Below are 13,955 nucleotides of genomic sequence, written 5' to 3' on the forward strand. Positions count from 1 at the left end.
GCGCGATGTCCCCCGGGTACGGCGAGGCCGGACCGGGGACGAAGGCGGTTCCGTCGTCGGTCCGGTCGTGCCCCCGGTCGGGGTCGGCTCCGGCGGCGTCGTGGCCGTCGACGTCGGCGGCCGGGTCGGCGTGGTGGCCGTCGAGGTCGGCGGCTGGGTCGGCGTGGTGGCCTCGTCGCTCGGCGTCGTGGTCGGCGTCGGCGAGCCGCTGGAGGTCCCGGTCGGCGTCGGCAGGCCGGTGTCGCCGCCGGAGGTGCCGTCGGTCTTCAGGTCGAAGGGGGTGTCCGAGCCGCCGCCGAGCGCGGCGGTGGTGTAGGCGCCCCAGATCTGCGCGGGGGTGCGGCCACCGTTGGCGCGGCCGTCGTTGATGGTGTTGGTGAGGGTGACCTGGTTGCCGCTGGCGTCCTCGCCGAACAGGCCGACGGCGGTGACCAGCTCGGGGGTGTAGCCGACGAACCAGGCCGAGCGGTTGTTCTCGGAGGTGCCGGTCTTGCCGGCCGCCGCGTAGTCGCCGGCGGCCCGGAAGCCGGAGCCGGACTGGACGACGCCCTGCATGGCCTTGGTGGTGGTGTCGGCGGCCTCGCGGCTGATCACCCGGTCGCCGATCGACTTGACCGGCTCGGCCTTGCGGTCCTTGTGCTCGGCGGACTTCACCAGGGTCGGGGTGACCTTGACGCCGTGGTTGTCCAGGGTCGCGTAGACGCCGGCCATGTCCATCGTGGAGGCGCCCATGACGCCGAGGGACATCGACGGGGTGGCGCCGAAGTCGACGCCGTCCTTCATGCCGAGGCCGATCGCGGTCTGCTTGGTCTTGGTGGGGCCGACGTCGACGATCATCTGGGCGTAGACCGAGTTGATCGAGGAGTTGGTGGCCTTCTGCACGCTGACCGGGCCGTAGCTGCGGTTGTCCTCGTTCTCCGGGGCGAAGGCGATCCGGCTGCCGACGACCGGGCGCTTGCTGTCGCCGTCGTAGACCGTGCCGAGGCCGATCTTGCGCCCGTCCTGGGTCACGGAGCCGTTGTCGATCGCGGAGGCGAGGACGAGCGGCTTGAAGGTCGAGGCGGGCTGGTAGTCGCGCCGGGTGGCGTTGTTGGTCCAGTGCTCGGTGGCGCCGACGCCGCCGTACATGGCGACGACCGCGCCGGTCTTCGGGTCGACGGAGGTCGCGCCGGCCTGGACGGTGGCCTGCTTCTTGCTGTCCTTGCGGTTCAGCTTGTCCTCGAGCTCGTCGTCGACGGCCTTGACGAGGGCCTTCTGGCGCTTCTCGTCGATGTTGAGGGTGATCGTCCAGCCGCCGGCCTTCAGGTCCTCCTCGCTGACGCCCTGGCGCATCAGCTCCTGGTTGGCGGCCTCGACGATGTAGCCGCTCTGGCCGCTCATGCCCTTGGGGGCCTTCGGCTTCTGCGGGACGGGGAACTTCATGCCCGCGCGCTTGCCCGCGTCGAGCCAGCCCTCCTCGACCATGTTGTTGAGGACGTAGTTCCAGCGCTGCTCGACGAGCTTGCGGCCCTCGGGGCCGGCGGAGGTCCAGTCGTACTGGCTGGGGGCCTGGAGCACGGAGGCGAGGTAGGCGCCCTGGCCGGCGTCCAGCTTGCTCGCGTCGACGCCGTAGTACGCCTGGGCGGCGGCCTGGATGCCGTAGGCGTTGCGGCCGTAGTAGCTGGTGTTCATGTAGCCGGCCAGGATCTCCGGCTTCTCCATGTTCTGGTCGACCTTGATCGCGATGACCATTTCCTTGAGCTTGCGCGTGGCCGTCTGGTCCTGGCTCAAGTAGTAGTTCTTCACGTACTGCTGGGTGATGGTCGAACCACCCTGCTTGCCCTTGCCGGTGAGGGTGTTCCAGGCGGCGCGGACGGTGCCCTTGATGTCGACGCCGTTGTCCTTGTAGAACGTCTTGTTCTCGGCGGCGACGAAGGCCCGCTGGACGTCGAGCGGGACCTTCTCCAGGCCCACGATCTCCCGGTTGACCTTGCCCGTGCGGGCCATGACCTTGCCGTTGGAGTACTTGTAGATGTTGCTCTGGAGCGTCGCCTCGACGTTGGCGGTCGGCACCGGGACCAGGGTGTAGACCGTGTAGAAGGCGCCTATGACGAGCAGGCAGCCCACGATGAACGTGCCCAGGAGTTTCTTCCAGGTGAAGAGCCGGCGTATCCGCCCGCCCTTCTTCGCCTGGCCCTTGCCCGTTGGACCCATGTCTCCGTGCTCCGCTCGTCGTGGAATCAGCTCAGAAAGCTAACACCGCCCATGGAGACAAAGGGCGATCGATCCGTATTTTCCGGACGTGACAATCAGCACCCGCTCCCGACGGAACCGACGCTCGGGAGCGCCCGATGGTTGTGTGCCGCCGGTCACAGTCCGCCCGTTCGAGGCCCCCACCTCGGTATACATCGTGCGTATACACCCCATGTACAGTGCCACCATGTCCATCGGTCACACCCTGCTCGGACTCCTGGAGTCCGGCCCGCGCCACGGCTACGACCTCAAGCGCGCCTTCGACGAGCGGTTCGGCCACGACCGGCCGCTGCACTACGGACAGGTCTACTCGACCATGTCCCGGCTCCTGAAGAACGGCCTCGTCGAGGTCGACGGCATAGAGGCCGGCGGCGGCCCCGAGCGCAAGCGGTACGCCATCACCGAGGCCGGCATCACCGATGTCGGCCAGTGGCTGGCCACCCCCGAGAAGCCCGAGCCCTACCTCCAGTCGACGCTCTACACCAAGGTCGTCCTCGCACTGCTCACCGGCCGCGGCGCCGCCGAGCTCCTCGACGTGCAGCGCACCGAGCACCTGCGCCTGATGCGCGAGCTCACCCGGCGCAAGAAGGACGGCGACCTCGCCGACCAGCTCATCTGCGACCACGCCCTCTTCCACCTGGAGGCCGACCTGCGCTGGCTGGAACTGACCGCCGCGCGGCTGGACCGGCTCGCCGAGGAGGTCCGCCGATGAGCGCCGAACCGCTGCTCAGGGCGAGCGGGATCGACAAGGCGTACGGGCCGACCCCCGCGCTCGCCGGGGCCGACTTCGCCCTGCGGGCCGGCGAGGTCGTGGCCGTGATGGGCCCCTCCGGCTCCGGCAAGTCCACCCTGCTGCACTGCCTCGCCGGCATCGTCCGCCCGGACGCCGGGACCATCCACTACGACGGGCGTGAGCTCACCGCCCTCAGCGACGGGCAGCGCAGCGCCCTGCGCCGCGCCGACTTCGGCTTCGTCTTCCAGTTCGGCCAGCTCGTCCCCGAGCTGACCTGCGTCGAGAACGTCGCCCTGCCGCTGCGGCTGAACGGCGAGCGCCGCAGGAGCGCCGAGGAGAAGGCGCGCACCTGGCTGACCCGCCTGGAGGTCGAGGACGTGGCCGGCAAGCGCCCCGGCGAGATCTCCGGCGGCCAGGGCCAGCGGGTCGCGGTCGCCCGCGCGCTCGTCACCGCCCCGCGGGTGATCTTCGCCGACGAGCCGACCGGCGCGCTCGACTCGCTCAACGGCGAGCGGGTCATGAGCCTGCTCACCGACGCCTCCCGGGACACCGGCGCCGCCGTCGTCCTGGTCACCCACGAGGCCCGCGTCGCCGCCTACTCGGACCGCGAGGTCGTCGTCCGCGACGGCTCCGTACGGGACACGGAGTGGGCGGTATGAGACTGCGGAACTGGACCCGCGACCTGGCGCTCGGCGCGCGGTTCGCCGTCACCGGCGGGCGCGGCGGCTGGATCCGCACGGCCCTGACGGCGACCGGCATCGGCTTCGGCGTGGCCCTGCTGCTGGTCGCCGCCTCGCTGCCCCACATGCTCTTCCAGCGGGAGGTCCGGGAGTCCGCCCGGGTGCCCGACGCCAGCTACGAGGTCGCCAAGCCCGGCCCCGACACCTTCCTGCACGTCGGCCACCAGACCGAGTTCCGCGGCGAGTCCGTCACCGGCCTGGTGCTGCGGCCCGAGGGCCCGCGCGCCGCGGTGCCGCCGGGCGCCGCCGCGATCCCGGGGCCGGGCGAGATGGTGGTCTCCCCCGCCCTCGCCGAGCTGCTCGGCTCCCCCGAGGGGGCGCTGCTGCGCGACCGCCTGCCGTACAAGGCCGTCGGGACCCTGGGCGAGGCCGGCCTGATCGGCCCGGCCGAACTGCGGTACGTGGCGGGCAGCGCGACGCTCACCACCGACGACTACGACGGGCGCGGCAAGACCTACGGCTGGTCGGTGCCCGAGGAGCAGACGAACGCCTTCCTGCTGCTGCTCGTCGTCATCGGCTGCGTGGTGCTGCTGCTGCCGGTGCTCGTCTTCATCGCCACCGCCGTCCGCTTCGGCGGCGAACAGCGCGACCGGCGGCTCGCGGCGCTGCGGCTGGTCGGCGCGGACACCGCGATGACCCGGCGGATCGCGGCCGGCGAGTCCCTGGCGGGGGCCCTGCTCGGGCTCGCGGCGGGCGCCGGGTTCTTCGCCGCGGCCCGGCAGTTCGCCGGCACCGTGACGTTCTGGGACGTCAACGCCTTCCCGTCCGACGTGTCCCCGCTGCCCTGGCTGGCCGCCGTGATCATCGGCGCGGTGCCGGTCGCCGCCGTCGCGGTCACCCTCTTCGCGCTGCGCGAGGTCGCCATCGAGCCGCTCGGCGTCGTCAGGACCGCCGTCCCGCGGCCCCGCCGGCTCCTGTGGCGGCTGGTCCTCATCCTGGTCGGCGGGGCCCTGCTCGTCCCGTCCATGACGGGGGTGCGGATCGACCAGACGGAGATCGACACGGTCTGGATCGCGGGCGGCACCACGCTGTCCCTGATCGGGCTCACCACCCTGCTGCCCTGGCTGGTGGAGGCCCTGGTGAAGCGGCTGCGGGGCGGCCCGCTGGCCTGGCAGCTCGCCGTCCGCCGGCTCCAGCTCAGCAGCAGCGCCGCCGCCCGCACGGTCAGCGGCATCGTCGTCGCGGCGACCGGGGCGATCGCCCTGTCGATGATGTTCCAGGCGATGCAGCAGGACTTCATGCGGCCCACCAACCAGGACACCGCCCGCGCCCAGATGCAGACCCGGGTGCACGCCCGGGACGGGGACACGGCCCGCCGGGCGGTCGACCGGCTGGCGAAGACCAAGGGCGTCACCGGGGTCTCCGGCGTCATCGAGTCCAGCGTGTGGCGGTCCGGTCCGCTGCCGGAGGGCCAGGACGGCGGCGGGATCACCTCGGCGTTCGTCGGCGACTGCGCCTCGCTGCGCGAGCTCGCCACCCTGCCCTCCTGCGCGGACGGCGACGTGTTCATCGCCCTCACGCACGGCGACGGCGGCCCGGAGGACGCGTGGGTGAGCACGACCGCGCGGCCGGGGGCCGAGGTGGCGCTGGGCGAGCGGGTACGGGGCAAGGCCGCGCCGCCCACCTGGCGCATCCCGGCGTCCGCCCGCGTGGTGGACTCCCGCCTGGACCCGATGGGCATGAAGCAGTTCGGCGTCCTCGCCACCCCGAAGGCGCTCGACGCGGCCCGGCTCGACGCCCCGATCGCCAACGTCATGATCCGGGTCGACCCGGCGGTGCCGGACGCGCCCGAGTACATCCGCAACACGGTCGCCGCCCTCGACCCGCTCACCCGGGTCGACACCCTGCGGAACATGGAGCGGGACGCGCAGTACTCCAGCGTCCGCACCGGGATCCTGGTGGGCGCCACGCTCACCATGCTGCTGGTGGCGGCGTCGCTGCTGGTCACGACGTTGGAGCAGCTGCGCGAGCGGCGCCGGCTGCTGTCCTCGCTGGTCGCCTTCGGCACCCGGCGCTCCACGCTGGTCCTGTCGGTGCTGTGGCAGACGACGGTGCCGATCGTGCTCGGGCTCGCCCTCGCGGTGGCCGGCGGGCTCGGCCTCGGCATGGTGCTGCTGCGGATGATCGGCAAGTCGGTCGAGGACTGGTGGGTCTTCCTGCCGGTGGCCGGCGTGGGCGCGGCCCTGATCGCCGCGGTGACCCTGCTGAGCCTGCCGCTGCTGTGGCGCCTGATGCGCGCGGACGGGCTCAGGACGGAGTAGCGGGCCGGACGGCACGGCGGTCCGGACGGAGCAGACGGCCGGACGATACGAGGTGGGCGCGGGGTTTTCAGGTCTCCGCGCCCACCGGCGTCTCAGCCCCCGGTCCCCGCGCCCACCAGCCGTACCGGCAGCCGCCGCATCGCCTCCCGCAGCGCGTCCGCGAGCTGCTCGAACTCCGACTGGCGGGCCGCGCCCGTGCGCATGGCGAGGGCGATCCGGCGGGACGGGGCCGGGTCGGCGAAGCGCCCGGTGTGCAGGGCCGCGTCGCGGGCGGTCTCCACCTTGACGGCGGTGCGCGGCAGCAGCGTCACCCCGAGCCCGCCCGCCACCAGCTGGACCAGCGTGGACAGGCCCGCCGCGGTGGTGGTGACCGGGGTCCCCTCCGTGCGCCCGGCCTCGCGGCAGATGTCGAGGGCCTGGTCGCGCAGGCAGTGCCCCTCGTCGAGGAGGAGCAGCTTGAGCTCCTTGAGGGCCTCGCGCGGGATGTCCGTACGCCCGGCGAGCGGATGCCCCTCGGCGGTGACCAGCACGAAGTCCTCGTCGAAGAGGGGCAGCTCGGTGACCCCGGGCGCGCCGAGCGGCACCGCGAGCAGCAGCAGGTCGAGCCGGCCGGCGGCCAGCCCGTCGAGCAGCGAGGAGGTCTGCTCCTCGTGGACCTGGAGGTCGAGCGCGGGGTAGCGGGTGTGGACCAGGCGCAGCACGGTCGGCAGCAGGTAGGGGGCGACGGTCGGGATGACGCCGAGCCGGAGCACGCCGGTGAAGGGCGCCTGGGCCGCCTCGGCCTCCTCCATGAGCTCGCCGACCGCGTCGAGCACGGCACCGGCGCGGACCGCGAGCCGCTCCCCTGCGGGCGAGAGCAGCACCTTGCGGGTCGTACGCTCAAGGAGCTGGACACCGAGTGCCTCTTCGAGGGCCGACACCGCGCCCGAGAGGGCCGGCTGGCTCATCCCGATGGCCGCCGCCGCGTCCCGGAAGTGGAGGTGCTCCGCGACCGCCGCGAAGGCTCTGAGCTGGGACAGGCTGGGTTGCTTCACGCGCCGTACGGGAATCACTGATAACCACCTTCGATCAACGTGAGCAAGTCTAGCTATTTCACTGATCAATGCACTCCGTGCCATGCTGGGGATCCGTCCAACCCCTCACGGAAGACCCCAAAAGGGACCCTCCCGAAACGCAAGGAGAGCGCGTGCTCACTGTCGGTGACCAGTTCCCCACCTACGACCTGACCGCCTGCGTGTCGCTGGAGAGCGGCAAGGAGTTCGCGCAGATCGACCACAAGTCCTACGAGGGCAAGTGGCGCGTGGTGTTCTTCTGGCCGAAGGACTTCACCTTCGTCTGCCCCACCGAGATCGCCGCCTTCGGCAAGCTGAACGACGAGTTCGCGGACCGCGACGCGCAGATCCTTGGTGTCTCCGGCGACTCCGAGTTCGTCCACCACGCCTGGCGCAAGGACCACGCCGACCTGCGTGACCTGCCCTTCCCGATGCTGGCCGACTCCAAGCACGAGCTCATGAGCGACTGCGGCGTGCGCGGCGAGGACGGCTTCGCCCAGCGCGCGGTCTTCATCGTGGACCCGAACAACGAGATCCAGTTCACCATGGTGACCGCCGGCTCCGTCGGCCGTAACCCCAAGGAGGTCCTGCGGGTGCTGGACGCCCTTCAGACCGACGAGCTGTGCCCGTGCAACTGGAACAAGGGCGAGGACACCCTGGACGCCGGCGCCCTCCTGGCCGGTGAGTGAGCATGGCGCTCGATGAGCTGAAGGCCGCCGTCCCGGACTTCGCCAAGGACCTGAAGCTGAACCTCGGCTCGGTCATCGGCAACAGCGACCTGCCGCAGCAGCAGCTGTGGGGCACCGTGCTCGCCTGCGCCATCGCCTCGCGCTCGCCGAAGGTGCTGAAGGAGCTGGAGCCCGAGGCCCAGGCGAACCTGAAGCCCGAGGCGTACCAGGCCGCCAAGTCGGCCGCCGCGATCATGGCGATGAACAACGTCTTCTACCGGACCCGGCACCTGCTGTCGGACCCGGAGTACGGGACGATGCGCGCCGGTCTGCGGATGAACGTCATCGGCAACCCCGGTGTCGACAAGGTCGACTTCGAGCTGTGGTCGCTGGCCGTCTCCGCGATCAACGGCTGCGGCCAGTGCCTGGACTCGCACGAGCAGGTCCTGCGCAAGGCCGGGGTCGAGCGCGAGACCATCCAGGAGGCCGTGAAGATCGCCGCGGTCATCCAGGCGGTCGGCGTCACGCTGGACGCCGAGGCGGTCCTGGCCGAGTAGGTCCGGTCCGCACGCACGACGAGAAGGGCCCCGGGGCGCAGCACGCCCCGGGGCCCTTCCGTCATGCCGTCGACCTGAGCGCCGCCAGCAGCGCGTTCGCGTCCTCCAGGAGGTAGGTCCTGGTCGCGGCGGGATCGAGCGGCGGCGGCTCCTTGGGCGGCTGGTCGCCCTCGTAGACCAGCTCAGGGGTGAGCGCCAGCTCGACGACCGCCTGCCCGTCCAGGACGCTCAGGGTCATGTCGCCGGTGGCGCCCTCGTCGCGGAGGTAGGCGAGCTCGCCGGAGCCCGAGACGCGGTCGCCGATGCCCCGGAAGGGGTCGTTCATCCGCGCCTCGAACTCCGGGCGCGGGTCGGTGACCCGGTGCAGGGTGTACGTGACGGAGAGCCGGTACGGGACGGGCTCGGCGGCCAGGGTGACCGTGCACTCCGCCCGGAACAGGCCCGGGTGGTCCAGGATCATCGGGTTGGTGGCCTCTCCCTTGGGCCCGAAGGCGGAGGAGAGGCCGGGCAGGGCGGCCTTCCGGCAGGGCTCGTCCTCGGCCCGGTAGCCCTTGAAGTCGGGCCCGTCGGGCCCCGTCCGCTCGTACGCGACGAGCCCGGCGCCCCACACCGCCGAGGCGGCGGCGGCCCCGCCGAGCGCCCACAGCCAGGGGCGGCGGGGTCCGCGCGGGCCCCGCTCGGCGGGCAGCGGCTCCAGCGCGGCCGGGTATTCCGTACCGCCGACGAGCTCGGGTTCCGAGATCATCCGTCCACCCGCTCGGCCGTGCCGGGCGCCGGGGTCGGGGCGACCTCGTGGGCGGTGGCCCCGCGCGGCTCGGGCGCGGCCCGCAGGGCCTGCTCGTGGCTGTACGCGCGGAGGTAGCCGACCACCGTGTTGGCGACGGCGACCAGCGGGACGGCGACGACGGCGCCGCCGATGCCCGCGGTGAGTCCGCCGGCGGCGACGGCGAGGACCACCGCGAGGGGGTGCACCCGCACGGCCCGGCCCAGGATGAAGGGCTGGAGGACGTGGCCCTCGATCTGCTGCACGGCGAGCACCACGACGAGCACCATCAGGGCGGTGAACACCCCGTTGGTGACGAGCGCGACGACGACGGCGAGGGCGCCGGAGAGCACCGCGCCGACCATCGGGATGAAGGCGAACAGGAAGATGAAGACGGCGAGCGGCACCGCCATCGGCACATCGAGGAAGTAGAGCCCGAGGCCGATGAAGACGGCGTCGATCAGGGCGACGAGCACCGTGCCGCGGACGTACGCGGTGAGGGTGACCCAGGCCCGCGGGCCGGCTCCGGCGACCCCGGGCCTGGCCTGCGCGGGCACCAGCTTCAGCGTCCACTCCCAGACCTTCTTGCCGTCGTAGAGCAGGAAGAGGGTGGAGAACATGGCGAGCAGGATGCCGGTCATCGCCTCGACGATCACGGTCACACCCTGGAGCCCGGCGGAGGTGATCTGCTCGGCGTTGGCGCCGATGGTGTCGCTGAGGTTCTTGGCGATGTCGTTGATCTGCGACTCGGTGACGTGGAACGGGCTGTCGAGCAGCCAGCGCTTGAGCTCCTCGATGCCGTCGCGGACCTGGTCGGACAGGTTGTCGATGTTGTCCATCACCTGCCAGACCACGAACCAGCCGACCAGCCCCATCACGACGAAGCCGGAGACGGCGGTGACGGCGGTGGCCAGCCCGCGCGGCAGGCCCTTGCGGCGCAGCAGGACCACGATGGGCTGGAGCAGCGCGGTGATGAGGAGCGCGGCGACGAAGGCGAGCACGACGAGCTGGACGGAGCTGATCACCTTCATCAGCACCCAGACCGTCCCGGCGAGCACGAGCAGCCGCCAGCCGGCCTCGGCGGCGACCCGCATCCCCCACGGGATCGCGGCGACGGGGTCGGGGCGGGCGGCGACCGCGGGCGCGTAGGCGGGCGGCGCGGGGACGGAGGCCGCGGGGTCGGCGCCCGCGGGCGGCGCCGCGACGGGCTCCTTCACGACGGTGACCGCCGGTTCCGGCGGCATCGGCGGCGTCGGCGGTACGGGCGGCACGGGGGGCGGGCCCAGCGGGTCCTCGCGTTCGGCCTCCGCGCGGCGCTCGTCCAGGCGCTCGCCCATCCGGCTGACGCTCGCGCCCAGCCTGTTCAGCCATCCTGGCAGTCTCGACATGCTCTTTCCCTCTCCCCCTCCGAACCCCCGAACCTACACGCACGCAGCCCCCCACCGTAGGGACGGCGAGGGGCTGCGTGAAGTTGAGAGCGGTGCCGGTACTAGTACCAGCGGTTGGCCGTCCAGAACGACCAGGCGCCACAGGGGCTGCCGTAACGGCCGTCCATGTAGCTGAGGCCCCACTTGATCTGGGTGGCCGGGTTGGTCTGCCAGTCGGCGCCGGCCGAGACCATCTTCGAGCCGGGGAGCGCCTGCATGAGGCCGTAGGCGCCGGAGCTCGCGTTGACCGCGCGGTAGTTCCACCCGGACTCGTGGTCCACGATGTTGCTGAAGCACTGGAACTGGTCCGCCGGGATCATCTGGCGGGCCATCGCCTTGACCTCGGAGACGCTGTAGGAGCCCTGGGCGGAGAAGCTGCTCGCGTCGCGCAGCGCGGAACGGCTGGCGCGGTCGGCCTCCTCCTTGCGCTCCTTCTCGGCCTTGTCGGCGGCCTTCTTCTTGGCCTCGGCGTCCTTGGCGGCCTGCACGCGGGCGGCTTCCTCGGCGGACTTGCGCACGAGGGAGTCGGCGGCGGCGGCCTGCACGTCGGCCTGCTCCGCGAGGGTGGAGACCTGTACCTTGGCCTGCTCGCCCGCGGGGATCTCCGCGAGCAGCGTGGTGTCGGCCGCGGTGGCCTCGAAGTTGTCGTCGGCGGGCTGCGCGGCATTGCCCGAGGCGACGCCGACGACGGCGCCGACGGTGGTGACCGCAGTGGCCGAAGCCACCGCGAATCCCCGGACCGAGATCCGGCTCACACGGTTTCCTTCCAGCATCGCCCGCGCTGGTGACCGAGCGGGCGAAATCGTGCCCCTGGCGCTGGTCTCCGAACTGCTGGGTCACAGAAGACACGGGCCCGTGGTGCTGTGGGCGGCATACGGCTGACGGCTGTTCAGTTGTGTGGTGCCGCACCCCAGAGGGTGCACGTGTGCCGTATGCGGGGCCTGACGGAAGCAAGACTTTGCCGGACGCCCGTACCGCAAGGCAATTCCGAACTGCGTGTGAAAGCTCACACCCGAACAGGCGCACGGGATTTGGCCGATACGGCGGACAGCGCGGCGCCGCCCGGCTAAGCTCCTGCGCTTCGCCGGGCGGCGCCAACTGGGGTACGGAACGGGTCAGATCTGCCCGTCCTCCAGCAATTCGGTCACGAGCGCGGCGATCTGCGAGCGCTCGGAGCGGGTGAGCGTGACGTGGGCGAAGAGCGGATGCCCCTTCAGCTTCTCGACGACGGCCACGACTCCGTCGTACCGGCCGACCCGCAGGTTGTCGCGCTGGGCGACGTCATGGGTGAGCACCACCCGGGAATTCGAGCCGATCCGGGACAGGACGGTCAGCAGAACGTTCCGCTCCAGGGACTGGGCCTCGTCGACGATGACGAAGGCGTCGTGCAGCGAGCGGCCCCGGATGTGGGTGAGCGGCAGCACCTCCAGCATCCCGCGCCCGAGCACCTCCTCGATCACCTCGCGGCCCGCCACGGAGGACAGGGTGTCGAAGACCGCCTGGGCCCAGGGGCTCATCTTCTCGGCCTCGGTGCCCGGCAGATAGCCGAGCTCCTGGCCGCCGACCGCGTACAGCGGGCGGAAGACCATCACCTTCTGGTGCTGGCGCCGCTCCAGGACCGCCTCCAGGCCCGCGCAGAGCGCGAGCGCCGACTTGCCGGTGCCGGCCCGGCCGCCCATCGAGACGATGCCGACCTCCTGGTCGAGCAGCAGGTCCAGGGCGATCCGCTGCTCGGCGCTGCGGCCCCGGATCCCGAAGACCTCCCGGTCGCCCCGCACCAGCCGGACGCCGCCGTCGGCGGTGACCCGGCCCAGCGCCTTGCCGCGCTCGGACTGGAGCACCAGGCCGGTGTGCACGGGCAGCTCGGCCACCTCGGGCACGTACAGCCGCTCCTGGTCGTACAGGATGTCGATCTGGTCCGCCGAGAGGGCCAGTTCGGACATGCCGGTCCAGCCGGAGTCCGTGATGGCGAGCTCCGCCCGGTACTCCTCGGCGAGGAGCCCGACGGAGGACGCCTTGATGCGCAGCGGCAGGTCCTTGGAGACGACCGTGACGTCGTACCCCTCCGCCTGGAGGTTGCGCGCGACCGCGAGGATCCGGGAGTCGTTGTCGCCCAGCCGGTAGCCGGCCGGGAGGACGCCGGGGTCGGAGTGGTTGAGTTCGACGCGGAGCGTCCCGCCCACGTCCCCGATGGGGAGGGGGGCGTCGAGGCGGCCGTACCGGACCCGGAAGTCGTCCAGGTGGCGCAGGGCCTGCCGGGCGAAGTAGCCGAGCTCGGGGTGGTGCCTCTTGGCCTCCAGCTCGGTGACCACGACGATCGGGAGCACGACCTCGTGCTCCTCGAAGCGGGTCATCGCGCTGGGGTCGGCCAGCAGGACGCTGGTGTCGAGAACATAGGTGCGCCTGTCGGACAAGCGGCGCTTCGTGCTGGTCACCACGGAAGGACAGACCCCCTTCGAGCACCCCTGTGAGGTCGGGGTGCGACGGCTCCGCCCGCGGGGGAACCGCCGTCGCTGCGGAATGGGACCGGGCTCAGGCCACGATGCGCGGGCCGAGCTCCGGCCCTCCGCTTCGTCCGTACAGACACTGCACGGTCGTCCTGGTGCAAAGGGCCTCCCGGGTGGCGGTCTCCGTGCCGCTCACTTCACCAGGGATATGCCCTCGAACACACGCCGTCATGCAGGGGCATATGACGGCGTGTTCATGAACAAGGGGTGACCAGGGGTACCGGAGAGACCGGAGGGGGTCAGGAGCCGAAGCGGCGGTGCCGCGCCGCGTAGTCGCGCAGCGCGCGCAGGAAGTCGACCTTGCGGAAGGCGGGCCAGTGCACTTCGCAGAAGTAGTACTCGGAGTGCGCGCTCTGCCACAGCATGAATCCGGACAGGCGCTGCTCGCCGCTGGTGCGGATCACCAGGTCCGGGTCGGGCTGGCCGCGCGTGTAGAGGTGCTCGGAGATGTGCTCGACGTCGACGATCTCGGCGAGCTCCTCGAAGCTCGTGCCCTTCTCCGCGTGCTCCAGGAGCAGCGAGCGGACGGCGTCCGCGATCTCCTGGCGGCCCCCGTAGCCCACCGCGACGTTCACGAGTATCCCCGTGTTGTCGTGGGTGGACTGCTCGGCCTCCTTCAGCACGGACTGGGTACGGGCGGGCAGGAGGTCCATCGTGCCGACGTGGTGCACCCGCCAGCGGCCGTCGGAGGCGAGCGCGCGGACCGCGTCCTCGATGATCGAGAGCAGCGGGACGAGCTGCTCCTCGGGGCGGTTCAGGTTGTCGGTGGACAGCATCCAGAGGGTGACGACCTCGACGTCCGTCTCGGAGCACCAGCCGAGCAGTTCCCGGATCTTGTCCGCGCCCGCCTTGTGACCCTGCTCGGGGGTGCCGCCGGCGGCCTTGGCCCAGCGGCGGTTGCCGTCGAGGATGACACCGATGTGCTTGGGCACCTGGTCGTGGTCGAGTCGGCCTTCCACCCGGCGCGCGTACAGCCCGTACACCAGGTCGCGCAGGTTCACCGTGCTTTACCCCT

General features: G+C 71.7%; 12 protein-coding genes. 5 read left to right on the forward strand and 7 right to left on the reverse strand.

The window, feature by feature from the left end:
- Positions 1-2,193, reverse strand: a 2,193-nt coding sequence (locus AB0C99_RS11220; RefSeq protein WP_362472758.1) for a transglycosylase domain-containing protein, incomplete at its 3' end; no start/stop codon positions are given.
- Between the two features lie 226 nt (positions 2,194-2,419).
- On the opposite strand from AB0C99_RS11220, the gene AB0C99_RS11225 reads away from it, so the two are divergent.
- The 3 genes from AB0C99_RS11225 to AB0C99_RS11235 are packed head-to-tail and all read left to right on the forward strand — an operon-like array spanning position 2,420 to position 5,966.
- On the forward strand, positions 2,420-2,944 hold the full coding sequence (locus tag AB0C99_RS11225) for a PadR family transcriptional regulator (RefSeq protein ID WP_362472761.1): 525 nt from the start codon (positions 2,420-2,422) through the stop codon (positions 2,942-2,944).
- Positions 2,941-3,624 (forward strand): ABC transporter ATP-binding protein, encoded by a 684-nt coding sequence (locus tag AB0C99_RS11230; protein ID WP_362472764.1) that lies wholly within the window; start codon positions 2,941-2,943, stop codon positions 3,622-3,624. The genes AB0C99_RS11225 and AB0C99_RS11230 overlap by 4 nt, the downstream gene beginning before the upstream one ends.
- Positions 3,621-5,966, forward strand: a complete 2,346-nt coding sequence (locus tag AB0C99_RS11235) for an FtsX-like permease family protein (RefSeq protein ID WP_362472767.1) — start codon at positions 3,621-3,623, stop codon at positions 5,964-5,966. Before AB0C99_RS11230 ends, AB0C99_RS11235 begins: the two co-directional genes overlap by 4 nt.
- 92 nt (positions 5,967-6,058) lie before the next feature.
- Here AB0C99_RS11235 and AB0C99_RS11240 read toward each other — a convergent pair whose 3' ends face one another.
- Complete coding sequence (locus tag AB0C99_RS11240) at positions 6,059-7,000, reverse strand: LysR substrate-binding domain-containing protein (protein ID WP_362472770.1); 942 nt, start codon at positions 6,998-7,000, stop codon at positions 6,059-6,061.
- A 152-nt stretch (positions 7,001-7,152) separates the two neighbouring features.
- Between AB0C99_RS11240 and AB0C99_RS11245 the strand changes: the two genes are divergently transcribed.
- Entirely contained in the window at positions 7,153-7,707 is a 555-nt protein-coding gene (locus AB0C99_RS11245) for a peroxiredoxin (RefSeq protein WP_362472773.1), read from the forward strand.
- A gap of 2 nt (positions 7,708-7,709) precedes the next feature.
- Positions 7,710-8,243, forward strand: a complete 534-nt coding sequence (locus tag AB0C99_RS11250) for an alkyl hydroperoxide reductase (RefSeq protein WP_362472776.1) — start codon at positions 7,710-7,712, stop codon at positions 8,241-8,243.
- Positions 8,244-8,304: 61 nt separating this feature from the next.
- On the opposite strand, the gene AB0C99_RS11255 is transcribed toward AB0C99_RS11250, so the two are convergent.
- The 5 genes from AB0C99_RS11255 to AB0C99_RS11275 all read right to left on the reverse strand — a co-directional run bounded on the left by AB0C99_RS11255 (position 8,305) and on the right by AB0C99_RS11275 (position 13,941).
- Complete coding sequence (locus AB0C99_RS11255; protein ID WP_362472779.1) at positions 8,305-8,988, reverse strand: hypothetical protein; 684 nt, start codon at positions 8,986-8,988, stop codon at positions 8,305-8,307.
- Positions 8,985-10,394, reverse strand: a complete 1,410-nt coding sequence (locus AB0C99_RS11260) for an AI-2E family transporter (protein WP_362472781.1) — start codon at positions 10,392-10,394, stop codon at positions 8,985-8,987. Before AB0C99_RS11260 ends, AB0C99_RS11255 begins: the two co-directional genes overlap by 4 nt.
- A gap of 101 nt (positions 10,395-10,495) precedes the next feature.
- Positions 10,496-11,206 carry a transglycosylase SLT domain-containing protein gene (locus AB0C99_RS11265; protein WP_362472783.1) on the reverse strand — a complete coding sequence of 237 codons (711 nt, stop codon included), beginning with the start codon at positions 11,204-11,206 and terminating at the stop codon, positions 10,496-10,498.
- A gap of 342 nt (positions 11,207-11,548) precedes the next feature.
- A complete protein-coding gene (locus AB0C99_RS11270) occupies positions 11,549-12,871 on the reverse strand; it encodes a PhoH family protein (protein WP_362472785.1) in 1,323 nt (440 codons plus the stop codon).
- A gap of 308 nt (positions 12,872-13,179) precedes the next feature.
- Positions 13,180-13,941 carry an isoprenyl transferase gene (locus AB0C99_RS11275; protein WP_362472788.1) on the reverse strand — a complete coding sequence of 254 codons (762 nt, stop codon included), beginning with the start codon at positions 13,939-13,941 and terminating at the stop codon, positions 13,180-13,182.
- Between the last annotated feature and the right edge of the window lie 14 nt (positions 13,942-13,955).

The organism is Streptomyces sp. NPDC048659 (assembly GCF_040650575.1).
In the GTDB taxonomy this organism is placed as follows: Bacteria; Actinomycetota; Actinomycetes; order Streptomycetales; family Streptomycetaceae; genus Streptomyces.